Source organism: Microbacterium sp. NPDC091676 (assembly GCF_044756645.1).
Classification (GTDB): domain Bacteria; phylum Actinomycetota; class Actinomycetes; order Actinomycetales; family Microbacteriaceae; genus Microbacterium; species Microbacterium paraoxydans_D.
This window is the reverse complement of record NZ_JBIVTI010000001.1, coordinates 47,135-69,267: the sequence shown is the minus strand read 5'-3', so window position 1 is coordinate 69,267 and position 22,133 is coordinate 47,135. Positions and strand designations below refer to the sequence as shown.

Annotated in this window: 28 protein-coding genes; 8 read left to right on the top strand and 20 right to left on the bottom strand. The window is 65.9% G+C overall.

Going from position 1 to position 22,133, the window contains the following annotated elements; translation table 11 throughout:
• Positions 1 to 220: 220 nt before the first annotated feature.
• Entirely contained in the window at positions 221 to 883 is a 663-nt protein-coding gene (locus ACIQID_RS00455) for a hypothetical protein (RefSeq protein WP_400281020.1), read from the bottom strand.
• 136 nt (positions 884 to 1,019) lie between these two features.
• Positions 1,020 to 1,547 (bottom strand): helix-turn-helix domain-containing protein, encoded by a 528-nt coding sequence (locus ACIQID_RS00450; protein WP_400281017.1) that lies wholly within the window; start codon positions 1,545 to 1,547, stop codon positions 1,020 to 1,022.
• 72 nt (positions 1,548 to 1,619) lie between these two features.
• On the opposite strand from ACIQID_RS00450, the gene ACIQID_RS00445 reads away from it, so the two are divergent.
• The 3 genes from ACIQID_RS00445 to ACIQID_RS00435 are packed head-to-tail and all read left to right on the top strand — an operon-like array spanning position 1,620 to position 3,483.
• Entirely contained in the window at positions 1,620 to 1,979 is a 360-nt protein-coding gene (locus tag ACIQID_RS00445) for a hypothetical protein (protein ID WP_136053050.1), read from the top strand.
• Complete coding sequence (locus ACIQID_RS00440) at positions 1,976 to 2,692, top strand: ABC transporter ATP-binding protein (RefSeq protein WP_136053051.1); 717 nt, start codon at positions 1,976 to 1,978, stop codon at positions 2,690 to 2,692. Before ACIQID_RS00445 ends, ACIQID_RS00440 begins: the two co-directional genes overlap by 4 nt.
• Positions 2,689 to 3,483: an ABC transporter permease gene (locus ACIQID_RS00435; RefSeq protein WP_400281012.1), complete on the top strand. Its 795-nt coding sequence runs from the start codon at positions 2,689 to 2,691 to the stop codon at positions 3,481 to 3,483. The genes ACIQID_RS00440 and ACIQID_RS00435 overlap by 4 nt, the downstream gene beginning before the upstream one ends.
• Positions 3,484 to 3,514: 31 nt before the next feature.
• On the opposite strand, the gene ACIQID_RS00430 is transcribed toward ACIQID_RS00435, so the two are convergent.
• The gene (locus tag ACIQID_RS00430) at positions 3,515 to 3,922 is read right to left on the bottom strand and encodes a VOC family protein (protein ID WP_136053053.1); all 408 of its coding nucleotides are present in this window, start codon (positions 3,920 to 3,922) and stop codon (positions 3,515 to 3,517) included.
• Between the two features lie 73 nt (positions 3,923 to 3,995).
• On the opposite strand from ACIQID_RS00430, the gene ACIQID_RS00425 reads away from it, so the two are divergent.
• Positions 3,996 to 4,574, top strand: coding sequence for a TetR/AcrR family transcriptional regulator (locus tag ACIQID_RS00425; RefSeq protein ID WP_136053054.1), 579 nt, complete (start codon positions 3,996 to 3,998; stop codon positions 4,572 to 4,574).
• On the opposite strand, the gene ACIQID_RS00420 is transcribed toward ACIQID_RS00425, so the two are convergent.
• The gene (locus ACIQID_RS00420) at positions 4,551 to 5,045 is read right to left on the bottom strand and encodes a MarR family transcriptional regulator (protein WP_331203093.1); all 495 of its coding nucleotides are present in this window, start codon (positions 5,043 to 5,045) and stop codon (positions 4,551 to 4,553) included. The genes ACIQID_RS00425 and ACIQID_RS00420 overlap by 24 nt on opposite strands.
• A 30-nt stretch (positions 5,046 to 5,075) precedes the next feature.
• Here ACIQID_RS00420 and ACIQID_RS00415 point away from each other — a divergent pair, with 30 nt between their 5' ends.
• Positions 5,076 to 6,134, top strand: a complete 1,059-nt coding sequence (locus ACIQID_RS00415; protein WP_400281007.1) for a GNAT family N-acetyltransferase — start codon at positions 5,076 to 5,078, stop codon at positions 6,132 to 6,134.
• A gap of 239 nt (positions 6,135 to 6,373) precedes the next feature.
• Positions 6,374 to 6,658: a tyrosine-type recombinase/integrase gene (locus ACIQID_RS00410; RefSeq protein WP_331203095.1), complete on the top strand. Its 285-nt coding sequence runs from the start codon at positions 6,374 to 6,376 to the stop codon at positions 6,656 to 6,658.
• Between the two features lie 491 nt (positions 6,659 to 7,149).
• Here ACIQID_RS00410 and ACIQID_RS00405 read toward each other — a convergent pair whose 3' ends face one another.
• Both ACIQID_RS00405 and ACIQID_RS00400 read right to left on the bottom strand, forming a co-directional pair.
• Positions 7,150 to 7,821, bottom strand: coding sequence for a cation transporter (locus ACIQID_RS00405; protein WP_400285588.1), 672 nt, complete (start codon positions 7,819 to 7,821; stop codon positions 7,150 to 7,152).
• 8 nt (positions 7,822 to 7,829) lie between these two features.
• Complete coding sequence (locus ACIQID_RS00400) at positions 7,830 to 8,189, bottom strand: ArsR/SmtB family transcription factor (RefSeq protein ID WP_400281003.1); 360 nt, start codon at positions 8,187 to 8,189, stop codon at positions 7,830 to 7,832.
• Positions 8,190 to 8,380: 191 nt separating this feature from the next.
• Here ACIQID_RS00400 and ACIQID_RS00395 point away from each other — a divergent pair, with 191 nt between their 5' ends.
• Entirely contained in the window at positions 8,381 to 8,731 is a 351-nt protein-coding gene (locus ACIQID_RS00395; protein ID WP_400281000.1) for a hypothetical protein, read from the top strand.
• Positions 8,732 to 9,489: 758 nt separating this feature from the next.
• Here the strand turns inward: ACIQID_RS00395 and ACIQID_RS00390 are convergent.
• The 8 genes from ACIQID_RS00390 to ACIQID_RS00355 all read right to left on the bottom strand — a co-directional run bounded on the left by ACIQID_RS00390 (position 9,490) and on the right by ACIQID_RS00355 (position 16,487).
• A complete protein-coding gene (locus ACIQID_RS00390; RefSeq protein WP_400280997.1) occupies positions 9,490 to 10,623 on the bottom strand; it encodes a fatty acid desaturase family protein in 1,134 nt (377 codons plus the stop codon).
• A 39-nt stretch (positions 10,624 to 10,662) separates the two neighbouring features.
• The gene (locus ACIQID_RS00385) at positions 10,663 to 10,833 is read right to left on the bottom strand and encodes a hypothetical protein (RefSeq protein ID WP_400280994.1); all 171 of its coding nucleotides are present in this window, start codon (positions 10,831 to 10,833) and stop codon (positions 10,663 to 10,665) included.
• 86 nt (positions 10,834 to 10,919) lie between these two features.
• Entirely contained in the window at positions 10,920 to 11,387 is a 468-nt protein-coding gene (locus ACIQID_RS00380) for a hypothetical protein (protein WP_315638511.1), read from the bottom strand.
• 170 nt (positions 11,388 to 11,557) lie between these two features.
• Positions 11,558 to 12,061, bottom strand: coding sequence for a holin (locus tag ACIQID_RS00375; protein WP_400280990.1), 504 nt, complete (start codon positions 12,059 to 12,061; stop codon positions 11,558 to 11,560).
• Positions 12,058 to 12,558 (bottom strand): hypothetical protein, encoded by a 501-nt coding sequence (locus ACIQID_RS00370; RefSeq protein WP_312672825.1) that lies wholly within the window; start codon positions 12,556 to 12,558, stop codon positions 12,058 to 12,060. The genes ACIQID_RS00375 and ACIQID_RS00370 overlap by 4 nt, the downstream gene beginning before the upstream one ends.
• Positions 12,558 to 13,364 (bottom strand): hypothetical protein, encoded by an 807-nt coding sequence (locus tag ACIQID_RS00365; RefSeq protein WP_400280987.1) that lies wholly within the window; start codon positions 13,362 to 13,364, stop codon positions 12,558 to 12,560. The genes ACIQID_RS00370 and ACIQID_RS00365 overlap by 1 nt, the downstream gene beginning before the upstream one ends.
• Positions 13,365 to 13,372: 8 nt before the next feature.
• Positions 13,373 to 14,599, bottom strand: coding sequence for a hypothetical protein (locus ACIQID_RS00360; RefSeq protein WP_400280984.1), 1,227 nt, complete (start codon positions 14,597 to 14,599; stop codon positions 13,373 to 13,375).
• Positions 14,589 to 16,487, bottom strand: a complete 1,899-nt coding sequence (locus tag ACIQID_RS00355; protein ID WP_400280981.1) for a hypothetical protein — start codon at positions 16,485 to 16,487, stop codon at positions 14,589 to 14,591. Before ACIQID_RS00355 ends, ACIQID_RS00360 begins: the two co-directional genes overlap by 11 nt.
• A gap of 153 nt (positions 16,488 to 16,640) precedes the next feature.
• Between ACIQID_RS00355 and ACIQID_RS00350 the strand changes: the two genes are divergently transcribed.
• Positions 16,641 to 17,093 (top strand): hypothetical protein, encoded by a 453-nt coding sequence (locus ACIQID_RS00350; RefSeq protein ID WP_400280978.1) that lies wholly within the window; start codon positions 16,641 to 16,643, stop codon positions 17,091 to 17,093.
• Here the strand turns inward: ACIQID_RS00350 and ACIQID_RS00345 are convergent.
• From ACIQID_RS00345 to ACIQID_RS00320, 6 genes are read right to left on the bottom strand one after another with little or no spacing between them, the layout of a single operon-like run.
• Positions 17,090 to 17,680, bottom strand: coding sequence for a hypothetical protein (locus tag ACIQID_RS00345; protein ID WP_400280975.1), 591 nt, complete (start codon positions 17,678 to 17,680; stop codon positions 17,090 to 17,092). The genes ACIQID_RS00350 and ACIQID_RS00345 overlap by 4 nt on opposite strands.
• A complete protein-coding gene (locus ACIQID_RS00340; RefSeq protein ID WP_400280972.1) occupies positions 17,670 to 18,746 on the bottom strand; it encodes a hypothetical protein in 1,077 nt (358 codons plus the stop codon). Before ACIQID_RS00340 ends, ACIQID_RS00345 begins: the two co-directional genes overlap by 11 nt.
• A 12-nt stretch (positions 18,747 to 18,758) precedes the next feature.
• Complete coding sequence (locus tag ACIQID_RS00335) at positions 18,759 to 19,505, bottom strand: hypothetical protein (protein ID WP_400280969.1); 747 nt, start codon at positions 19,503 to 19,505, stop codon at positions 18,759 to 18,761.
• Between the two features lie 9 nt (positions 19,506 to 19,514).
• Positions 19,515 to 21,413: a tape measure protein gene (locus tag ACIQID_RS00330; RefSeq protein WP_400280966.1), complete on the bottom strand. Its 1,899-nt coding sequence runs from the start codon at positions 21,411 to 21,413 to the stop codon at positions 19,515 to 19,517.
• A gap of 15 nt (positions 21,414 to 21,428) precedes the next feature.
• A complete protein-coding gene (locus ACIQID_RS00325; RefSeq protein WP_400280963.1) occupies positions 21,429 to 21,800 on the bottom strand; it encodes a hypothetical protein in 372 nt (123 codons plus the stop codon).
• Positions 21,800 to 22,108 (bottom strand): hypothetical protein, encoded by a 309-nt coding sequence (locus ACIQID_RS00320; protein WP_400280960.1) that lies wholly within the window; start codon positions 22,106 to 22,108, stop codon positions 21,800 to 21,802. Before ACIQID_RS00320 ends, ACIQID_RS00325 begins: the two co-directional genes overlap by 1 nt.
• Between the last annotated feature and the right edge of the window lie 25 nt (positions 22,109 to 22,133).

The window sequence follows — 22,133 nt, the reverse complement described above, 5'->3', positions numbered from 1 at the left end:
TGTAGCCGGTTGGTGGCGGCTCGCGGTGGGTGATTGAGGTGGGTTACTGATGACAACTGGCTGAGCCTTTCCCAATGCACCGTCTACGTCAGCCCCTTGCCCCCAGGCGCCAGGGGTAGGGCTCATAGCCCACCTGGCCTGGGGTTCTACGATTCAGGATCGCGCTTAGCGCGTCATGTCTTGCAAGGTTTGCACGCTGTTGGTCACTTGATTGGTCCACTCAGTCAAGTTGGCTGTCCGCCGGCTGGTCGCCAAGTAGGCGCTGCTTGACACGTTCAGAATCGAGGTCGGGCACTCCGATGCGTCCACGGACCTGGCTGTGCTGCACCAGCAATGCCTCAGCGAACGGACTGACGAGTGATGCAACCCAGGCGAAGTGGTCCAGCGCTTCGACCTCCACGGCCCTCACGTTCTCTAGATCGATCACCAAGTCTGGGATCTCGCGGAACGCAGGGAGGAAGTGGAACCTCCCGTGAGTCGCCCTGAGGACATCCTGGTCCAGACTCTTCCAACGGTCCTTCTCGTTGTTACTGCCAGCATTCGCGCTCGCCCACCTCTGATACTTCGGATGCTCCGCCAGCGGGCTGGCCTTGGCGAGAAGAACGTATTCCACCTTGTCCTGCTCAAAGTCACATGCAGGCGTGAGAACTACCCACCAGGTCTGGTCTGTTGCGCGAAGTACGTCACCGGGTGATCGGCGGTCCGATGCGGGCGGATACACGTAGCGATGGCTCGGGTGAGTCGTGAACTTCTGGTCGCGATCCTCGTCAAGGATTCGAGCGAGCCTACTAAGTAGCACTTGGGTGATGCCCGCCGAGTCAGTGTCTCCGGTGTACTCCGCCCAGTTCGGGGCAAGTTCCGTCCACATGTGCTTTCGGAGCACGTCCGCGGCATGCTGTTCGATATCGCTGATCGTGGTCAGGGCTCCATCGTCGAGGCGGTTCGACGCCCGTTGAGACAGTCCTCCTCCGTCGTTGGCATCCTGGCTCCTTTAAGTTGCCGTCGTTCTCTTTATGCACTCACGGGTCTGGAAGTAGGATCGTGGCGAGGTTGACGCGTTGCTGACCGTCCTCCCGTTCCGTCAGGTAAGGGGTCAGTAGGTCGGCGAGGCCGGCCTGGATCGTTGCGAGATCCTCCCTGTTCACGTACAAGGGCGTTCGAGCGAATCCGACCAGCTCGCGGGCTTCGGGGGAATCCGCATCGAGGAAGCGATCGAAGTCACCCGTGACGTCTCCCAGGAAAGTCAGGAAGGCAGCGCTCAGCTGCGCGCTGCTCATCGCAGAAAGCTCGGCGTGGTCAATGGCGGCCATCCGGTCGCCCAGCGCCAAGGTTCGCTCGATCGCGCCACGAGATCTGCGCTCATCGACCACGGCGACAACCTTGGCATCGAGGAGGGCAGCCACATGTCGGTAGAGCGTGGCCTGCGGGATATCCGGGAGCGCCTCGCGCAACTGCGCCGTCGTGCGGTTGCGACCACCCAGCTGCTGGATGATCCGTAATCGCACCGGGTGCAGCACGACCTCTGCCAGAGCAGTATTGTCCGGCACCTTGACTCCTCACTGTTATCACGCTGATAATGTTCTCAGTACGATTCTATTCTAGCGATCGAGGAGAGCACGATGACGAACATCACATGCGACCGAACGGGAGTGCACGTGCAGTTTCCCGGCTGGGAGGCGACGATGACGGGCTTATCGAAGCTGTCGATTCCGAGGTCGGCAATCCGTGGGGTAGCGACCGAGCAGGGATGGATTTCCGAGATCCTCGGGATGAAGTCCGGTCTCGTCATCTCTGGCTACCGCAAACTGGGCACGTTCAGGCACCCTTCGGGACTGCGGCGCCTGGTCTCGATGAAGCGCGGGCTCCCGCTGCTGCGGATCGCGGTCGACCGGGCGGCGGTCGGGTTCGACGAGATTCTCCTGAGCACCGATGCTGCAGAGTCGATCGCGGCAGACCTCCGATCGGACGTGCACTCTTGAACGCTGCGATCGAGGTAGAGGCGCTCTCAAAACGTTTCGGGGCAGTCGTTGCGCTCGAAGACGTGAGCTTGAAAGTCGAGTACGGGCGCGTCGTCGGGTTCCTCGGGCCCAATGGGGCAGGGAAATCGACGTTAATGCGCGCACTACTCGGCCTGGTCCGCTCAGACAGTGGTGAGGCGCACATCGCCGGACTGCCCTACGTCCACCTGCCTGCGCCCGCGAAGACGGTGGGCGCGGTCCTGGACATTGCCTCGGCGCATCCACGCGTGACGGCACGCGCTCACCTTCACACGTACGCGGCACTCGGAGGAATGGACCGGTCGCGGGTCGAGACCGTGTTATCCCTAGTGGGGGCACAGTCGTACGCCGATCGTCGGATCGGCACCTTCTCCACCGGGATGCGCCAGCGCCTCGCGCTGGCTACCGCGATGCTCGGCGGCCCGGACATCCTCGTGCTCGATGAGCCGTCGAACGGTCTGGACCCGAGCGGAATCGCCTGGCTCCGCACATTCCTGCGCGAGTTCGCCGATGCTGGCGGCGCTGTACTGCTCTCGAGCCATGTGCTTCATGAGATCGAGCACACGATCGACGACGTCATCCTCATCGACCAGGGCCGCACCGTCTGGGCGGGCGCACTCGAACGACTCCTGGCGCAAGATGCTCCCCTCGAAGAAGCCTTCCTGCGCCTCACGCAAAAAGGACCCCTCTCATGAACGTCGTCTACGGCGAAGTCCTGCGACTGCGCGCGACCGGAGTAGCACTGTGGTCGGCACTGGTTGCGCTAGCGTGCGGTGGCGGATTGACGCTTCTCCTTGCGCTCACCGGACCGCAAAACGCCCAGCCTCCTATGCCGGATATCGATACCCCCGAAGGCGTGGGTTTCGTGCTCGGCATCGGAACCGTGCTTCTGTTCGTCCCCGCGCTGATCGGGACAACCGCGATCGCAAGTGAGTATCGACACCGCACGATCGGCACGACGCTCCTCGTCGTTCCTCGACGGGATCGAGTACTCACGGCCAAGCTCGCCGTATACACGATGCTGGGCATCGTCTATGGAATGATCACATCCCTGTCGGCCCTGCTCGCCCTGATCGTCGCAACATGGACGCGAGGTATACCGCTGGGCGTCGATGTGGCGGACCTGACACCGGCACTCATACAGCTCAGCCTCGCCGCTGCCGCCTACATGCTGCTCGGAGTGGGGGTCGGCGCGTTGGCCCGTTCACCCTTCGTCGCGATCGGCGTCGTGCTCGGCTACTTCCTGTTCGTCGAGTACGTCCTGATGATGGTTCCCGGCGTCAATGTGATCTACCCGTTCCTGCCGGGCGGCGCAACGGCATCGCTGACGAGTTTTGACTTCCTCACCGGCGCGATCGCGAGCCAGACGGCACTGACGCCTGCGACGATGGTCTCACCCATGCTCGGCGCTGCGATCCTCCTGGCATACGCGGTCATCGCGGCGATTCTCGCCGTCTTCGCTCCCCTTCGGCGAGACCTGAGATGACCGGAGCCGGGGTCTCGCCGAACGGGAGCCGCTATGGCTGCGCATACGCGCTCGCGTAGTCCTCACTGGGTGCCACGGGCTGGATGATGTCGAGCAGGACACCGTCGGGGGCGGCAACGATGAAGTGCCGCTGGCCGAAGTCCTCATCGCGAAGCGGCAACACCACGTTCACCCCTGTTCTGCCGGCCAGCTGCTTGTGGACGGCATCGACGTCGGTGACTTCGAGGTTGACGATCACCCCTCGGGGAAGCTCACGGTATTCGGCCGGCACCGTGGAGTGATCGTGAGCCAAGACTGCCAGCTCGAACTCGCCTAAGCGCAAGCTGACATACCAGTCGGATTCAAAAGTCGTCTCGAAACCCATGAAGTCGCGGTAGAAGGACGCCGCGGCGTCGACATCGCGAGACATGAGCACGGGATAGAGGCTGCTGACGGACATTGCACTCCTTTACGTACGATATGAATGTAACGAAGCCAGCATACATACACGCTGTACGTAAAGGAAGAGGACCATGCCCCGCGCCTCCGCGGCCGACGCCGCCCAGACAGCCCAACGCATCCTCGATTCGGCGAAGGAGCTCTTCTCAGCACGAGGCTTCGGTGAAGTCTCCGTCGACGACGTCGCCCGGGACGCCGGGGTCACGCGAGGAGCGGTCTACCACCACTACCGGAACAAGGTCGCACTGTTCGCCGAGGTCGTCGCCCGCCTCCAAGCCGACGTCGCACGAGCCGTCGTCACGGCAGCGGAGAATGCAGACCCGCAGCCTCTCGAACAGCTCAGGGCCGGGTCGCACGCGTTCCTCGATGCGATCACGAACGGGGCCGCCATGCGCATCCTGCTCATCGATGCACCTGCGGTGAGCGGCTGGCAGGAGTGGCGCCGACTCGACGCGGAGAATTCGGCGACTCATCTGCGAGAGGCACTACGCGAGGCAGGAGTTGCAGAAGAGATCCTCGATGCATCGACCGCGCAGCTCTCCGGCGCGATGAACGAGGCGGCCCTCTGGACAGCCCAACACGATGACACCGACCTGGCTCGCCGGCAGTCCCATAGGGTTCTCGACAGACTACTCACGGCCTACGTGTCGTAGACCCGACTCTGGGGCATGCGCGAGTTTCTCAGAGATTCGTGCGATGTCGCGGAGATCACGCGCGTCGAGCCGATCAGCGAAGCGGCGGCGCACGGATTCCAAGTGCATGGCAGTCGCTCCGCGAAGGGTGTCGAGACCGAGGGGGGCGAGTACGAGCAGACAGCCGCGACCATCTGCCGGGTCGGGGTCACGGCGAATCATCTCCCGCGCTTCCATCCTGCCGGCGTGACGCGAGAGCCTGCTCCGTGACCACCCCATCTTCTGCGCCTGCGCGTGCAGCGTGCTCGTCATCTCCGGCGCTTCGACCAGGGTGCTGAGCACTTCATAGTCGGGCTCCGAGAGACCCGACGCTGCAAGGTCGTGCACCACACCGGCCTGCACTGCGATCGTCATGCGACGGAACGCGCGCCAGGCGACTTCCTCATCCTCGCTCAGCCAAGGCGCCGCCGACCCCATCCTTTTCGTTGACATGTAATCATTCTACGATCTACCGTCGATTACATGTCAACAAAATCACCTAGAGTCGTGGTCCTCACCTGCAGCACCAGGCCCGGAGCGATAGGCCCGGCGATCGCAGACTGGCTCCTGCGAACCCTCTCCTCCCCCGCTGACGCACTCGACGTCGAGCTTCAGCATGTGTCGTTGCGCGATCTCGATCTCCCGTTCTTCGACGAGGAGGAACACCCTGCTCTCGGCGCCTATCGAAACCCGCACACCAAAGCGTGGAGCAAGATCGTCGACGACGCAGATGGCTTCATCGCGGTCACGCCTGAATACAACTACGGCATGCCCGCAACGCTCAAGAACGCCCTCGACTACCTGAGCCGTGAATGGGCATGGAAGCCCATGGGGTTCGTGAGCTACGGCAACACGTCGGCAGGCACCCGGTCCGTGCAGCACGCGAAGCAGGTGATAACGACGCTTCGTCTCGTCCCGCTCGGCTCGACCGTCGCCCTGCGCCTAAAAGACACGATCGATTCGACTGGGGTGCGTCCGAGTGCGCAGCTGACCGCGTCGGTGACCGTCTTGCTGGAGGAACTGGTCAGACTAGCTCACGCGCTCAAGCCCATGCGCGAGGCTGCACGACCCGGTATCGAAGTCGGGCCGTTGCCCGGTAGCTACACACGCCGGTTGACTCCCGACGATGCCCCGCATGTACTGGTGCTGCAGCGATGCTGCTGGGTCGACGAGGCGTTGACTAACGAAACACTAGGCCTCGCTCCGTTCACCGAGACCCTCGAAGATGTGCAGGCCTGGCTCACCGACTGGGAGAGCGTCGGTCTCTGGCTCCACGGCCGTCTCATCGGAATGGTTCGCGCTCGACGCACATCGCGAACAGGGCACATCGGCAGACTCGCCGTCGTTCCAGACCTCTACAGACGTGGACTCGGGCGCTGGCTCCTCCAGCAGGCGACGGATGCTCTCGCCAGCTCCTGCGACCGGATAGAGCTCAGTACCGGCTCGCACAGCGTGAAGAACATCCGTCTGTACACAAGCGAAGGATTCGTCCAGCAAACCGAGGATCGCGGAGGAACCGTCGAACTTGTCAAGCGTTTTTGAAGGGAGTTCCGGCGGACTGACACTCGGTTCCCTGATCACCGGTCAGAACGCTTGCTTTCGAGGAGAGCTCTTGCCGCGGGAGTGGGGTTGAAGCTGCTCCAGGCGAGGTACTCGACACGCGGGGGGCCAGCGGCGACCGGGATCGTTCGAAGACCGCTGCCGCCGGCTGGGATGACGGCAAGGAGCCCGAGGACCGGCTGCTGGTCGGCCCGAAGGGCGGCGCACTCACGACCGCGACCGTGCGGGACGCGACGAACTGGGACCAGATCGTCAGCGATCTTGGTTTGCCCGATCTCACCCGGCACGGCCTCCGCCACACCGGCGCGACCTGGATGGCAGACGCCGGCATCCCGCTGCACGTCCTCCAGGACATCCTCGGGCACGCCTCGGTGGAGACCGCCCGCGGATACCTGCATCCCGACGACCGCCACCTCGCCTCCGCTGCGGAGCAGGCCAACGCCTTCCTTGCCCGATCTGCCAAGGCCAGCAGACCGAGCCGGCGCGAGGCCTCGAGGTCACTGTGACGGGTAGCGAGGAGCCATGATCGGAGGCTCTGGTCCCCTTATCCACAGGTTGGAGCCTGCGAACGCCCGAAACAGCCGTCCGTCGCCCGAGGAGACGCAGCGGCTCGTCGGCGAGGGGACCAGAGGGGGACCAACAAAAACTCGCCCGAAGACATGACAAAGCCCTGATGAAAATAGCTTCTCATCAGGGCCTTATCTGGTCGGGCTGACAGGATTTGAACCTGCGACCCCTTGTCGAAAAACAGCGTTCCGACATCCGGCGACCACCAGGGACAATCGCCCTATTTGCGCTGCGTGATCAGCACTTTTCGGATTCACCGTGTCGACAGCGAGGGACACCTAAAGACTCCCGCGAACTTCGCCATGTGAGACGAATATGAGACACCACGTTCAGAGGACTCGCGCCGAGCGCCTCAGATCGCGACGATGAATGCGGCCGCACTCAGGGCGATCGCGGCACATTCGCGCGGCGTGACCGTCTCGACCGACGCCTAGCTCGCGCAACAGCCGTCCGCGCAGGTACCAGGCTGCCGCTCCCCAGTGAGTACCGCGACCGGCGCGGCACAGCAGGCATCGCCCTTCCACGCCTCGACACCCTCTCGAACGGCGAACACAGCGATTACCAGCGCGGCCACAGAGTCAGCCCATGCCCAACCGAACAGGCTGTTGAGCAGCAGGCCCGCTAGGAGCGCGGCCGAGAGATAGGTGCAGATAAGGGTCTGCTTCGAGTCAGCGACGGCGGAGGCCGAACCTAGCTCGCGGCCGGTGCGGCGCTCGAACCAGCTGAGGAAGGGCATCACAAGCAGGCTCAACGCCGCGATAGCGATGCCGACCGGCGAGTGCTCAGGATCTCGCAGGCCGAACAGCGACAGCACGGCGTCGACGCTCACGTATGCGGCGAGGCCGAAGAAGGACACGGCGATCACCCGCAGTGCGACCTTCTCGCGCTTCTCCGGGTCAGGCGCAGCGAATTGCCACGCGACTGCCGCCGCCGAGAGCACCTCGACAATCGAGTCCAATCCGAACCCTATGAGCGCGGCCGACGAGGCGACGCCGCCGGCGATGAGCGCGACTACCGCCTCGATGACGTTCCAGGTGATCGTGATCGCGACCACGATCCGGATGCGCCGGCGCAGCACGTCACGACGCCCAGGCGCGAGCATGACCGCGGTCAACGGGACTCCCCAGCGTCACAGCAGCCGTCAACCGAGCACGCCGGATCGACGCATGGAGCGCTCTCGTCTACCGCCAACGTCAGCGATACGAGAGCAGAGAGCGCCGCCGCAAGATGCGGGTCCGCAATCTCGTAGCGCGTCTGCCGCCCCTCCGGCTCAGCGACGACGATGCCGCAGTCGCGGAGGCATGCGAGGTGATTCGACACGTTCGACCGAGTCAGTTCGAGCCCTCGAGACAGAACCGCCGGATAGCTGGGGCCATCCAGCAGCGTGAGAAGTATCCGCGAACGCGTCGGATCGGCCATCGCCCGTCCGAGCCTGTTCATCACATCCATGCGAGAAGCAATAGTCAGCACACGCTGACTATACAGCGGCAACTGACTGATCCCAAATAGATTCGGAAACGCACGCCTGAGCCGCTGGGAGGACCAATCCCCTCGGTGCGGGGAGGCGCGGAGGGGATCAGTTCCGCCAGTACGCCGGTCAGATTGCAGCGCGGCAACGGTACGCTGAGACTTCGTCTCGGCCGGAGGAAGGACACCCGGCCATGCCCACTCGAGGCCTCTCACCCACGGTGAAGCTCAGCATCGCCCTCGACGCGATCTGCTCCCGCAACAGGTACACCACCGACCCGGCACCCGTGATCGCCGAGCTCCGCGCGACCGCCGGCGACCGCGACGACGTGCTCGCCGAAGCGGTCGGCACCTGGGTCGGCTACTTCGAGGACAAGCAGGTCGCCGTCCTCTGCACGGCGCTGCGCACGCTCCCGGGCCTCGAACCGTGGATCGCGCTTGGCCAGCACCGCCGGTCCCTCCCGAACCCGAGCACGCCCGCCATCCTGGGTCATGGTCAGGCGGCCGCGCTCCCCCTCTACATCAGCACCGCGCCGTCCTCCTGAAGCCGCAGGGTGCCCGTGGCGGGTGGCAGAGCGCCATCCGCGCACACCTTCCTATGATCCGCAATCCCCCTGGGCGCAGCCGCGGAGATGGATACGGTACAGGTTGGGTGAGGGTTCGGCCCGCGAATTTGGAGCCACCGTGCACACCACAAGAATCTCGTTCGATGCAGAGACTTACCAACTTCCAGTAGGGGCAGATCTGACCGCAATCATGGAACGTGTGGAATCCGCTGCTCGCTCGGAGCCGACATTCGTCACCTTCGCCGCAGCACATGAACTCATCAGCGTGCTTGTGGGAATGCACACCCGGGTTACGGTGACCGTGGATCCCTCCGGAGACGAGGAGGGCTCGCGCCCCGCTGCTGACGACTGGGCCGACTGGGAGTTGTGACACAGTTGTCCGAGGGAAGCACGGCGGGGATCCACGCCGGAAGCAACCTGGTTTTCAAGGACCACGGCAGCAGGCAACCCTCGATCAACCGCGCCTGGGTCGACGCTCTCGCGTTTAAAGCGAACGGCCCCACGGGCCTGTACCTCGTTCACGAGCCAACCGAAGGCGCCCCACTTGCGGCGGCGCAACCTCTTGAAGTCCCGAACGGGGAATCAGCAGAAGGCAGCGAAGCCCATCTAGGAACCTGGCTGTTCTCGACGGCTAGAGAAGGGCTCTCACTCGGGCCCGAGTCCTCGGGGTGAGAGCCCCCTACCGGAGCCGTCCCAGGGGATCTCCCCAGAGTCCCGAGCTGCGCTCTTTCGCCACTCTACTCTCCAGCAGCCCCACCGGAACCCCTATGCAGAGTTTCCGGTCCGATCGCTGCCCGGGACTGCACTAGCGGGCAGGTAAAGACATCGCGTTCGCCTAGCCCAACTCGGTTGATGTACCTGACAACGATCGCGTACGAGGTGAACAGGCCAACCTGGGTGTACGGCACCCGGTTCGTCTCGCAGTATTGCTGCACGATCGGCGCCGCCCGGCGAAGGTGAGGGCGCGGCATTGATGGAAACAGGTGGTGTTCTACCTGATAGTTCAACCCACCCATCAGCACGTCGAGGAAGCGTCCTCCGCGGATGTTCCTGCTCATTCTTACCTGACGGCTGAGGAAGTCGAGCACGAGTCCGCGCGGCACGACTGGCATTCCTTTGTGGTTGGGGGCGAACGCGATGCCCATGTAGAAGCCGAACACTCCCAACTGGACCGCCAGGAACGTGGCTGCTATGCCCGGAGAGAGCACGAAGAAGACCAGCACAGGGTAGCCGACGAGGCGCACGACCAAGAACGCGATCTCCACCCACCGGCGCTGTAGGCGGCCTCTTGAGCACACCCGTCGAACGCTGGACGCATGGAGCGAGATCCCTTCCAGTAGCAGGATCGGGAAGAACAGCAGTCCTTGGTGCGCTTGCAACCAGGCGAAGCTCCGGTTTCGTTGCGACGCGACGGATTCCGTGGTCACGGCGATAACGGGAAGTTCGATGTCTGGGTCCGAACCGAGCTTGTTGGGGTTGGCGTGATGGCGGGTGTGCTTGTGCTGCCACCACCCATAGCTCATGCCTACGAGAAGATCCCCGAGGATCAGGCTGATCCAGTCATTCCAGCGCCCCGAGATGAAGATCTGCCGATGCGCGGCGTCGTGCCCGAGAAACGCGATCTGTGTGAAAAGTACCGCCAAGACGGCGCCAGTGAACAACTGCCACCAGGAGTCTCCTATCCACGCGAAGACGAGAAGGCAAAGCCCGACCGCTGCGGGGGCGGCGACAAGCCTGGTCCAGTAATAGCCGTAGCGTCTACGCAGTAACCCGAGCTCACGCACCTGCTGAGCCAGTGGGGTGAAAGAACTGCCCTGAGAGCTTGCGGTATCGCGCGGTCGGGTCGGAGTATAACGACGGGGCGCATCCATGATGACCTGATTTCGATGTCTCCCCAGTGGCGAAGCACGCTACTGCGGTGGGCGTTGACGACGCGCTCGATTACGGACGAATCCGAAGATGAGAGTGCCGATGAACAGGATGATGCCGATCACTGCCAGCCACAGGAGCCCCTTGATGGCGAAACCGACGACGGAGAGAACGGCCCACACGACGAGCAGGATGATCAGTACGGTCCACATGCCTGTGAAGCTACGTGCAGGGTCTCGTTAACGGAGGCCCGTTGACAATTCGACGAACGAGGCGGCGGGTGTGCTTAGTTGCACCGTCAGGAGGTTACGGAGTTGTCTTCGGGACGCTCTGCGCGGTGTTGAAACACGACCGACCCCGCGAGGGCAGCAACAGAGGCAGCGCGCTCTTCTTCACGGATGGATGCTTCCTCGTGGCGTAGCGCTGTGATCTCCCGCGCAGCCACGAGAGCTCGGCTGGTTTCCGCGAGGCGATCCGCGAGGACTGCGGCGAGACCGTCGCGCAGTTCCTCGAGGTTGGTGTTGATGATCTCAAGCCTGCGATCCGAGACGTGAAGCTCGACGGTCGGAAATCCGTTCTGCGCCAGGTGGTCGCGCATGTCGAGGCCTTCGATCGCGCTCACTTCGTCTGGGTCGGCCTTCCGCGTGAACACCGCTTCGACGGTATACCGCTCAGGTGCCTCGTCGGTGAGGAGAGTGGCTGGGAGCGAGCCGACAAGAACGGCCCCGAGTCCAAGGACATCTTCGTTCTTCAGTTGTGTGTTCATGTTCGGACGGTACTCCCACAACATGTGTGCGCTCCCAGCTTGCCTCCGTCGTGCCCCATCGATGAACCGACCGCCCACAGCACTGAACAGACACCTGATGCTCTCGCCCGAGCCCGCACAAAAATGCGACCCCCACCCGGCCAGAAGGCTAGGTGGGGGTCTGAATGCGCTCAGGACTGATCCGGCTCGCGGCCGATGATCCCGCTCTCGTCGACGTGGAGGGTACCCGGCACGCCGGGGGTGCGGGGTGCGGTGAGGCTCTGCACGACGACCACGGGCTGGGCGGTGGGGTTCGCGGGGAGGGTGGCGAGGATCAGGCGGAGCAGCGAGATGAACGCGGCGCCGAGAGCGGCCTGCAGCACGACCGGCCAGTCGACGTCGGAGAGAAGGACGGCGCCGGTGAGTCCGGCGGCGAGGGACTGCCCGAACGTCTTGGTAACGCGTTCGAGGGCGGCGAGCCACCAGGGCAGGTCGACGCCGACGGATTCCGGCAGGCCGAAGAGCGACGTCGCGAAGGAGAGGATCGCGCCGACAGTGGCCGCCGATGCGGCCAGGAGCCAGGGGACGTCGGCGAACTGGACGGCGGCGACGTACGGGATCGCGATGGCGATCGCGGTGTAGAGGGCGCGCAGGAATGCGGCCTTCCACCAAGCGGGGTCGGTGAGCTTACTCATGGGGTGTCTCCTGGGTTCTGCCGGCGCTTGCCGGCGGTCGTTTCGATCGCGTCCCACTGGTCGCGTTCGCTCTTGCGGATCTGGCCGATCTCCTCGCGGATGCCGAGGATGTCGCGAGCCTGGAAGTTCTGGGTCTGCTCGACGCCGTGGAGCCGTGAGTCAGTGGCCTTGACGATCCGCTTGATCTCGTCGATGTCGTCTCGGAGATTCGTCGTGTGTGAGTTCGCGACGTGCTCCGCGGTCTGCGAGGTGTTCTTCCCGACCGCGTTGAGCTTCGGGATGATGACCGCGCCGAGACTCGACAGGAGCGCGATCAGGGCGAGCATCACCTGGTTCGGGTCGATCTCACGCCCGGACCGCAGTGACGCCACCAGGGCGACGACCACGACGGCGACCGCGACGGCTGCGCCGACGATCGCGGCGAGCCACCATCCCCAGCCGATCTTGCTCGTGTGCCGAGTCGGATGCGTTGCAGTCGCGGGCTCCGTCCCGACCATCAGCTCTTCGCCGAGGTCGAGCGCGCGAGGATCTCGCGCTCGCGCGACCAGGTGCCGTTCGCCTCGAACTTCCCAGACTGGGGGTTGAGCACCCGACCGTCGCCGTCGAGGACGGTGCGCGGGATCCCGTGAAGGTCGAGCTGCGCCCGGAGCTTCACACCGGCGGCGCTGGCAGCGTTACCGTTCCCGAGCTGGCGCGCCTTGCCGTAGGCCGCTTCGGCCTCGGAAACCTGGTTCTTGTCGTTCAGGTGCGACAGGAACTGCTTCGCGATGGCGTAGTAGTTGTTGTTCACGACGATGATGCGCATGTCCTCGTCCTCCTCATGCGGGATTGCGGTGGTGGGTGCGGAGCCGCCGGCGGATGCCGGCGCACCGATCGGGCCGAGCGGTCCCCAGTGCGTCCAGTGCCAGAGCTCGCGGAAGCTCTTGCCCTCGCGGGTGATGTTGTGCTTCGGCGCAAGTTCCTCGGCGCGGCGCGCGGCCGGGGTGTCGGAGTTGTACGGCCACTTCAGATCGTTCGACCGTCGGGCCTCGTGGTTGCTCGTCCGGGGCGGGGCGACGGTGTCGGGGTGGATCTGGTACCACTTCTGGCCCTGCCAGAAGCGGTAACCGTAGACCTTGCGGTTGCCGGGGTTGAGCGTCATCCGCTCGTGCCAGATCCGCTCCTGGTCCTCCGGCTCGCGGTCGCCGGAGATCGACACCATCGGCGGGTGCCCCTCGCGTTCGAGGTCGTTGGAGAGCGCGTCGAATGCGGCGCGCGTGCCGGAGGCGCGGTTGTACGCGTCTCCGGCGTAGCTGATGCCCATGGGTGCTCCTAGCTGATGCGGTCGATGCTGAGGAAGTTGGCCTCCGGGGCGCCGCCGACGTTGACCGTCTGCCCGGAGCCGGCGGAGTGGTAGCAGTCGACGACGAGCACGTCGCCGGCGGCGCACTGCAGCGTCGTGATGAGCTGCATCGTCACCGGGTAGGTGGTGCCGACCGGGGTGACCTGCGGTGTCTGCGCGACGACCTCGGACGTGCCGCGGCGCAGTCGGAAGACCCGCTGCCCGGTGGTGCCCTGGATCGCGAACGTGAGCTCGATGACGATCAGGTACTGGCCCGCGGACGGGATCGTGAACGTCTCCGCCCCGGTGATGCCGACCGTGCCGCCGTCGACCGGCCAGGTGACCTGCGTCCAGGTGGCGTTGTTGATGGCCTGGGCGGCGGTCTTCGTCCGCCGGGTGCGCGCGATCGCGGTCCGTGAGTCGGTGTAGTCCTTCTGCGTCTGGATCTGCGCGTCGACGTAGGTCTTGTCGGCCTTGGCCGCGACCTGCGGGCCGACGCTGTTCGCGGCGGTCGTGGCCCGGTCGGCTTCCGTCTTCGCGGTCGCCGCCGACGTCCCGGCGGCGTCCGCCCGGGTGCCGGCGAGCGTTGCGCTGTTCGCTGCCGCTGACGCGGACGCCGCGGCCTGCGTCGATGACGCGGCGGCCGCGGCGGTGGCGGCCGCGACTGCGCGGGCTTCCATCCCGGCACCCTCGGCCTGGATGTCGAGGATGATCGCCTGTCCGGCGTCGTCGATCAGACCGACCACGCCCTGCGCACGCAGGTAGGTCGACTCCCACTCGGCAAGCTCACGGCCCGGGGTCGCGGGAACGTGCGCGACGGTGGTGATGTCGCGCTCCGTTCCCGTGATCGTGTAGACGGGCAGCGTGAACCGAAATGGGGCGGGGTTACCCACCGGGCTGGTGATCGTGCACCGCCACAGCCACTCCGAGAACCCCAGCTCCGGGTCGACCGTCGCCGGCAGCTCCTGCCACCGCTGGCCGGCGCCGTTGATGAGGTAGCCGTCCTCGTCGGTGCCGCAGGTGAAGGACTGCAGCAGCAGCGAGGTCGGGTTCGACGCGCGCAGCACGCGCTGCCGCTCCTCGTCGGTGGCCGGGTCGAAGCGGATCCGCGCGCCCCGCACGGGGGTGTAGACCGGCTCCGACCCGTCGCCGGGAAGGCCCTGGACGACCTGGACGATGCGGCCGACGACGCGACCGAACGGGTACTCAGGAGGCATAGGACACTCCCCTTTCGATGAACAGCGGGACACGGAACCCGGTCAGGTCGATCCACGAGATCGACGAGTCCCCCGACGGGAGCCAGATGGACAGCTGCCCGGAGGGGTTGAGCTCCACACGGACGGCCGCGCTGGGAGAGCCGGCACCCATGGACTTCGTCGCCAGGCCGCGGCGCTGCTTGACCGGGGAGTAGTACCCGGCGCGCATCTGCCCGACGACGTTCTGCCCGGAGGTGAAGGTGCCGTTGATGCGCCCGTCCAGCTCGAGGTATCCGCCGCTGATGCGGCCCTCGAACTTCTGATCGGTGCTGGCGTCCGGCTTGAAGTCGTTGAGCCACGTCTCGACGACGGTGTCCGTCCACCCGGTCTCACCCCAGGCGCCGTCCTGCGCGTAGCGCTGGTTCACGAACGGGTCGACGCCCATGTTCACGGACCAGAACGTGTAGGAGCGGCCGCCGGTGGGGCCGGCGCTGATGCCGAGCATGAGCGACGGCTCACCCTTCGGTCCGCGCGCTGCGGCCAGCCCCTCGGGCTCGGTGAAGCCGCCCGGCACGGGACCGAGCGGGGACTTCCGGATTCCTTCGAGGTCCTTGATGCGGACGCGGGCGCCGGTGGAGTCGAGCTGCCAGATCTGGATCGGGAAGTACGGCGAGTACGTCGACCCGTTGCCCGACAGCAGGTACCAGACCCGGTCGAGCAGCGCCCACCCCTGCCCGTACCAGTCGCCGCCGGGGGTGTAGTTGATGACGTCCTGGGGGTTCCAGGTGCCGGCCTTGATCGCGGCGAGGCTGTGGCGGGAGAACTGGTAGCCGCCGGAGGCGGGGTTGTCGCGGACACCGATCTCGCCGTTGAACTCGTCGAAGTGCGCCGTGAGATAGGTCGCACGGGACAACGCGGCGACCTTGTACTGCGCCACCTGCGCCCAGGTCCGGGACGCTCCGGATGCCCACGGCACCCGGACGTAGTTGAACCGTCCGGCACTGGAGGCCACGGCGTGGTTCGTGAACGACACCCACACCCACGGGGTGCCGCTGCTGTCGACCTCGACGAACACCCCGGTACCGTGGCCGGCGTCGACGAACACCATCTCGCCCAGGTACGCCCCGGCGGGCGTGCACCGCACGACCACCGTCGACTCCCGGCCGCCGGCGGTACCGGCTCCGACCTGGGAGTACCAGATCTCCCCGCCGAGCCCGGCGACGACCTGCACCGACTGCATCACCCGGTTCTCGGACGGCGGGCGCATCGCCCGCGCCCCGTACTCGACTCGCGCCGCGGCGAGGTCGAACCGCTTCCGGTCCTGGTCGATGATCGCCCGAGCGGCATCCTTCACCGGCCCCTCGGCCGTGAGGTACTGCGCGACCGCCGACTGCGCGGGGACCGCGTTCACACCCGGCTTACCCTCCGGACCCTCCTTGCCCTCCGGACCCCGAGGCCCCTTGATGTTGCCCAAGTACGCGAGCTTGGACGGCTGGTTGCGGATCGTCTCGCCAGTCACCGAGTTGATCCACACCGCGCCCAGCGGCCACTCCGTCGGCTGCGTCGGCGAGTAGATCACCTGCGCGACCTGCCACGACTTGTCGACGAGCTCCGTGATCCAGCCGCCGGTCATCGGCACGAAGATCCGGTACAGGTCCAGCGACTCCGCCGAACCAGACGAACCGAGCCACGTCGCACGCACCTGGTAGAACGTGTCGCCCTGGATCAGGTCGTTCGGCGTCAGCCGCACCACGAACTCGCCGTTGGCATCGGGCGACACCTTCACCGGTGCCGTCGAGTACAGCGCACCGTCGGCGACGGATGCCGCCGCCCCGGTGCCGGGACGCGACAGGCGAAACTCCAGCTCGAGCTGCTCCGCCCACAGCGGCACCAGCGCGGCGTCGGTCACACTCCCACGCACAAGAACACGGGAATCGGTCATCGGTGCCTCCACCTGAAGCTCTGGCAGGCGCAAACGCGACCCGCTATCGTGAGGGCACGGAAAAGCCCCCCACCGGAAGTGCGTCCGATGAGGGGCAGAGCCGACTACGAAGGAGTCGACGTGCCCAAGGTAACAGCCGCCGCAGCGGCACTGGTACTAGTTCTCGCCCTCGCCGGATGCGGCGACGACGGAGGGGACGCCAGCGACCGCAACAATGCCGCCGACGCCGGGGCGGATCGCTCGACGAGTGCCCCGGACACTCCCAGCGCCTCGCCCGAACCACTGGTCGCGGAGTCGCCGGACACGTCGGACCCAGAGGAACTGTTCCTCGCCGAGGCACGAGCACGGTTGTTCGGGCTCGGCTCCGCAACCACGATCCCCAATGCGACTGACGAGCAACTCCTTGTGGCCGGTCACGAAGCATGTGCAGCCCTGATCGCAGAAACCCCGTTCACGGACGTCTCGGTCATCAGCGGGGAGGAGCGCGTTCAGGGTAGCTACCTTGACAGCGCCGCTATCGCCTCGGCTGGCCTGCTCTACCTCTGCCCCGAGATGAACGGCAAGACGCTCTAGGGAGCCTCATACACAAGCCCGTCGGTCCCCTTGTAGATGCAGCCGGACGGGATTCCAGCTTTGGCGACCCTGGGAAGACCTCCGAAGCCCACGCCGACGGTCTGTAGCGACAGGCTCTTCCCCCCGCCGAGGAGGGATACGCCGCTGCTGTTCAGCACGACTTGGGCGCCATCCGAGTGATTCATGCTCAGCACGTTCCCCGAGGCAAAGATCGTGTGCCCGCCGACCTCGATCGTCCCGCCGTTCGCGGAAGGGTTCAGCACTATCTGGCCGACGCGGATGCGTCCGCCGGCGAGAACTTGGACGTCGCCGAAGATCTTGCCGTCGCCGTTGAACTCCCATGTGCCGTTCTGCGTCCACTTGCCTTCCGCGACGACATCGCCGGTGATCGCCCCGTTGCCGCGGAACCGCCACTGTCCGACGAGGTCGAGCAGCGCGCCGGAGTCGAGACGGAGCACAGCGCCGATGAAGCGCATGCGGCCGCCGGTGATCGAGGAGTTCTCGAGCAGCGCGCCGCTCTCGATGCGTTCGATGCGGCGGATGAGCCGGGCGATCCAGCCCCATGCGTCGGCGAGGTTACTGAGCACTCTGGACCTCCGTGGTGATCTGCGCGCCGAATGTGCCGGAAGCGGCGATGACGCGCAGCGCGTGTGGGCCGTCGGGGATGACGGGGTGGCCGGTGGAGTGCAGGGTCCATGCGCGGCCGGTGACGGCGTGCGTGGGCGGGTACTCGTCGGAGGCGGTGAAGCTGCCCACGGTCCACTGCACGACGGGGTTCTTCGCCTCCGCGTACCAGGCGTCGGTCGCGGCCTGCAGGCGGGTTCCGGTGAGGTCGGCGAACGTCCGCTTCACGTCACGGATCGGGATCGGGTAGGGCGGTGCGCCCGCGTAGGCGACCGCCTGGTCCTGCCCGGTGCCCTGTCCGAGCCCCTGGCCGCCGGTGATCTGCTCGGCACCGCTGACCTTGTAGTGCACACCGCCGAGCGGGGTGTCGTCGGCCTGCAGGTGGAACGCGCTCGCGCCCGACGTCGGGCGCGGGCTGACGATGGTCTCGTACCGGAGCTGACGGCTCGCCGTGAGGTACGGGCGGAAGAAGATCTCGATGCCCTCGGCTTCGATCTGCGCGAGGAGGTCCTCGATGGTGAACTTCTTCCAGAACTCCCACGTCTGGGTGAAGGTGCCGACGCCGTCGGCGGGCAGGTCGATCGGGTAGTTCCAGGCTGGGGCGCGGTCCTTGAATCGGGAGAGGATGGCCCGCACGGCACCCGAGTAGGACCGGTTCGTCACGGTGAGGGTGCCGAGCTCGTACTCGTTCAGCCCGTACGTCATCCGCCACTTCGACTCGCTGCGCACGAGCTCGACGCCGGAGACTGCCAGGCGCGCGGTGTCGTAGGCGTAGTCCCAGTCGTCGATCTTCCAGGCGCCCAGCACGGCGGTGTCGAAGCGCAGTGCCAGCAGTCGAGCGTTCGGCTGGAACAGGGACCCGATGCGGGCGCCGTCCATGCCGGTGTCAGGGTCGTCGGTCTGGAAGGACCAGGCGCACTCCCCCGTCCCGCCGATGTTGGTGGACCAGGACGCGTCCTGCTCAAGCGGGTGAACCTGGGTGATCTCGTTGCCGGTGATCGCGTCGTGCACCCACAGCTCGAGCTTCATCGGCGGCCTCCTCTACACGTAGGTGTCAGCGATTCGGATCGTGCCGCCGACGGTGGTCTGGTGGTTCCAGACCGTTCCCGGAGGAACCGCCCATAGATCGCCGCGCCCCACGTCGACCTGTTCGACCCCGTTGCGGTATACGCGACCGTTGCGGAGGCTGACGACGTGCGTGCCGCCCGCGGTCGACCCGATGACGGTGAACGTCCCACCCGGCGAGGTGATGCTGTATGACGAGGGCGGCTCCTGCAGCACGAACTCGGGGGATGCCGGGAAGTTACCCTTGTGCGCCACGGGTACGGCGACGCCGCGGGAAGGGATCTCGCGGATGTCGCCGTACTTGCGTGGGTCCGCGAACACGAACTGGATCTCGAACGGCGCCTCAGTCGCCCCGCCAGGGACGTCTTCGACTTCTGCGGCCACCCGGCGCCCGAAAGCCCGCAGTGTTCGCCCGCCGCTCGTGACCACCATCTCGATGCGTTGTCCTGCTGCCCCGAGCCCGGCGATCTGATCCGCCTTGTACTCGAGGGTCTCTTCGTCGGCAGCGAGAATCCACCCGCTGAGGGTGACCACCCGCGAGGGGAGGAACACGGGAACGTCGTGCTCCCCGTGTTGCATCGCCCGGGCCAACGCTTCGCGTCGCCCTGTGGGTAGTCCCCGCCAGCCGAGGAAACCTTCGGGGCTGATCAGGAAGCACTCTCTGGTCCGGTTGGCTGCCGCCCCGTCTACGAACGTGACCCCGCCGACGTTGATCCTGAGCATCCGTCCCCCCTACCCGCGCGCCCGCTTCGCAGCGGTCGCCAGCTTCTGCCCAGCGAGTTCCGCGCCCTCTTCCGGGGGCAGGTGCTGGAAGTAGTTGTTCTGAGTGATGCCGGTCCCGTTTCCGGACAGGCCTTCCTCGAGGGCTCGGTTCATGAGGCCCGTGTCGACGACGGATTCGGGCCGCCCGGCCTCCGCAAGCACGGCGAGCGTGCCGCCTGCGCGGGGCAGGATCGTCGCGCCTGTCGCGAGGTGCGGGATGGTCCCCACCTCGAACGAGATCGACCCGCCGGTGACATCGGAGACGAAGTTCCCGACCTCGTTGAGTCCGCCGAGGAACCCGTTGATCAGGTCGATCACGCCGTTCAGGACGCCCTTGAAGATGTCGCCGAGGCCGTTCCAGATCCCCTCGAACACGGAGAGGATTCCGTTCCATGCCTTCTCCCAGTCGCCGGAGAACACCCCGGTGAGGAACTCGATCACTCCCCCGAGGATCGCGACCAGAGTCTCAACGATCGGGATGAGGATCGATGCGATCGCGTTCACGACCCCTTGGATGATCGGAATCAGCGCGGCGATCACGGTCTGCAGGATCGGGAAGATCGCCTCGATCAACATCATCAGCGGTTCGAGCAGGGGCAGGACTGCGAGGAGCACCTGTGCGATCACGCCGGCGAGCTGGGTGAAGATCGGCATCAGCGGAGGCAGGATCTGTGCGACCAGTTGCGCCAGCACGTTCACGACCTGCGCGATCACCGGCAAGAGCGCTTGCAGCACTTGGCCGAGAGCGCCACCGATGATTCCCGCGACTTCTCCGAAGGTCTCCGCGATGAGCGGCAGCATCGGGGCCAGAGCCTGGAACGCGATGCCCATCGGCGACAGTGCGGATGCCAGCTCGAGCACCTGCCCGATCAGCGGCCCGACCGCGTCGAACACTTCGCGCAGGAATCCGCCGAACTCCATCAGCCGCTGCACCATCGACAGCGGCAGGAAGGAATCCTCCTCCATCAGCTCGCCCGTGAATCCGGCCTTGATGACCGTGATGATCTCGCCGACGGTGTCGCCGAACTGGGCAGCGGACGCTTCCAGCGGAGCGAGGGCGGAGGTGATGCTCTGGAACATGGGGGCGAGCTGTCCGAAGACGCCGCCAAGGAGGCCCGCGCCGACGCGGCCCAGCGAGGCGAGGAGGTTGTCCCACGATCCCTGCACGGTGGTGCCCATCGCGGCGGCCACGTTTCCACCGGCCGCTTCGGCGGCTGCCGAGAACTCCGCGAACCCGATCTTCCCGGCCGAAGCCATGGAGAACACCTCGTCGGTGGTGACGCCGAGCTGCTCGGCGAGCTTCTGGTAGATCGGGATGCCGCGGTCGGAGAGCTGCTGCAGGGAGTCGTTCTGCGCTTTTCCGGACGAGGCGACCTTCGCGAAGATCGATCCCATCTCGTCCATGGAGCCGCCGGCCGCCGCCGCGGTGTTCGCGATCGTCTTGAGCACGGACGCCATCTCGTCGCCGGGCCCGATTCCTGTCGCGGCGAGTTGCGCGGCCACCCCGGCGGCGTCGCCGAGGCCGAAAGCCGTGCCCTTCACCGACGCGAGGGCGTTGTCCATCAGACCGGCGGTGTCCTGAGCAGAGAACCCGAGTCCCTGCATCTTCGCCGTCGCCTGATCGATCGCGTTCAGGCGCTGGAATCCCTTGGTGAGTGCGACGCCGAGAGTGCCGACGACGGCAGCACCCACGGCAGCCGCGCCCAGGAGGGCACCGGCGTTCATCCCGCCCATCAGCTTGGAGCCGACGCCGCGTCCGGCCTTGTCTCCGTCGATCGAGCCGATCTCGCGCTCGATGTCCTTCTTGATCCCCGGAGCCTTGACCGTCAGAGCGACGTAGGCGTTTGCGATCTCGATCGAATCAGCCATGCGTCCCCCTGACGGTCAGATCCGGCCCTGGGACCGTTTCAGGAAGGACTCGGCCTTCCGACGTTGCTTCGCCTCCGCGGCGCGGCGCTCGTGCGCGTATGGCGGGTCCGGGAGTGGCCTCGGGCGCTGGCCCTTGCCCTGACGCATCCGCCAGTCGAGAACACGGAGCCCGAACTCCACCGCCCGCAGCATCCGCACTTCTTCGGACAGTGCGGCGGGTCCTCCCATATCGCGCCAGAGCGCGGACCCCGGGGGGAGCCATGCGACGATGTCGGCGAACTCGCGGGCGGGCCACGTGACAGCGTCCGCGAGCCGGAGGCCGTTGCAGTCAGCGATCAGGGATGCTCGCAGCGCGCCGCGATGATGCGCGAGCGCGACTGCGAGCATCACGCATTTGGGGCGAGCTCCCGGAACACGTCCACGAAGAATGTGTTCGCCTCGGAGGCGCGCACCCGCCCGGTCTTCTCGTCCCGCAGCTCGTCGAGGATGCGCTGGAAGTCGTCCCCGAATAGGCGACGCATCGCCGACGGGATGAGGTGCGTCTGCCCGCCCTGGATGGCGGCGAAGTCCTCGATGAGCTCGAAGTCGTCGAGCGCTGCGTCCTCCACGGTGACCGTGATCCCACGCACGGTGACTGTGCGTGCTCCCGGCTTCTGCTTCGGCTTGCGGTCTTGCGGCTTCTTGGCCTCGGCCATGATCGATCCCCTGTCTGATCCCCGT

Excerpts from the sequence above, each read along its gene's own strand:
- ACIQID_RS00445 (WP_136053050.1), top strand. The coding sequence starts at position 1,620 with ATGACGAACATCACATGCGACCGAACGGGAGTGCACGTGCAGTTTCCC.
- ACIQID_RS00435 (WP_400281012.1), top strand. The coding sequence starts at position 2,689 with ATGAACGTCGTCTACGGCGAAGTCCTGCGACTGCGCGCGACCGGAGTA.
- ACIQID_RS00430 (WP_136053053.1), bottom strand. The coding sequence starts at position 3,922 with ATGTCCGTCAGCAGCCTCTATCCCGTGCTCATGTCTCGCGATGTCGAC.
- ACIQID_RS00425 (WP_136053054.1), top strand. The coding sequence starts at position 3,996 with ATGCCCCGCGCCTCCGCGGCCGACGCCGCCCAGACAGCCCAACGCATC.
- ACIQID_RS00420 (WP_331203093.1), bottom strand. The coding sequence starts at position 5,045 with ATGTCAACGAAAAGGATGGGGTCGGCGGCGCCTTGGCTGAGCGAGGAT.
- ACIQID_RS00415 (WP_400281007.1), top strand. The coding sequence starts at position 5,076 with ATGTCAACAAAATCACCTAGAGTCGTGGTCCTCACCTGCAGCACCAGG.
- ACIQID_RS00405 (WP_400285588.1), bottom strand. The coding sequence starts at position 7,821 with ATGCTCGCGCCTGGGCGTCGTGACGTGCTGCGCCGGCGCATCCGGATC.
- ACIQID_RS00395 (WP_400281000.1), top strand. The coding sequence starts at position 8,381 with ATGCCCACTCGAGGCCTCTCACCCACGGTGAAGCTCAGCATCGCCCTC.
- ACIQID_RS00390 (WP_400280997.1), bottom strand. The coding sequence starts at position 10,623 with ATGGATGCGCCCCGTCGTTATACTCCGACCCGACCGCGCGATACCGCA.
- ACIQID_RS00385 (WP_400280994.1), bottom strand. The coding sequence starts at position 10,833 with ATGTGGACCGTACTGATCATCCTGCTCGTCGTGTGGGCCGTTCTCTCC.
- ACIQID_RS00380 (WP_315638511.1), bottom strand. The coding sequence starts at position 11,387 with ATGAACACACAACTGAAGAACGAAGATGTCCTTGGACTCGGGGCCGTT.
- ACIQID_RS00375 (WP_400280990.1), bottom strand. The coding sequence starts at position 12,061 with ATGAGTAAGCTCACCGACCCCGCTTGGTGGAAGGCCGCATTCCTGCGC.
- ACIQID_RS00370 (WP_312672825.1), bottom strand. The coding sequence starts at position 12,558 with ATGGTCGGGACGGAGCCCGCGACTGCAACGCATCCGACTCGGCACACG.
- ACIQID_RS00365 (WP_400280987.1), bottom strand. The coding sequence starts at position 13,364 with ATGGGCATCAGCTACGCCGGAGACGCGTACAACCGCGCCTCCGGCACG.
- ACIQID_RS00360 (WP_400280984.1), bottom strand. The coding sequence starts at position 14,599 with ATGCCTCCTGAGTACCCGTTCGGTCGCGTCGTCGGCCGCATCGTCCAG.
- ACIQID_RS00340 (WP_400280972.1), bottom strand. The coding sequence starts at position 18,746 with ATGAAGCTCGAGCTGTGGGTGCACGACGCGATCACCGGCAACGAGATC.
- ACIQID_RS00335 (WP_400280969.1), bottom strand. The coding sequence starts at position 19,505 with ATGCTCAGGATCAACGTCGGCGGGGTCACGTTCGTAGACGGGGCGGCA.
- ACIQID_RS00330 (WP_400280966.1), bottom strand. The coding sequence starts at position 21,413 with ATGGCTGATTCGATCGAGATCGCAAACGCCTACGTCGCTCTGACGGTC.
- ACIQID_RS00325 (WP_400280963.1), bottom strand. The coding sequence starts at position 21,800 with ATGCTCGCAGTCGCGCTCGCGCATCATCGCGGCGCGCTGCGAGCATCC.
- ACIQID_RS00320 (WP_400280960.1), bottom strand. The coding sequence starts at position 22,108 with ATGGCCGAGGCCAAGAAGCCGCAAGACCGCAAGCCGAAGCAGAAGCCG.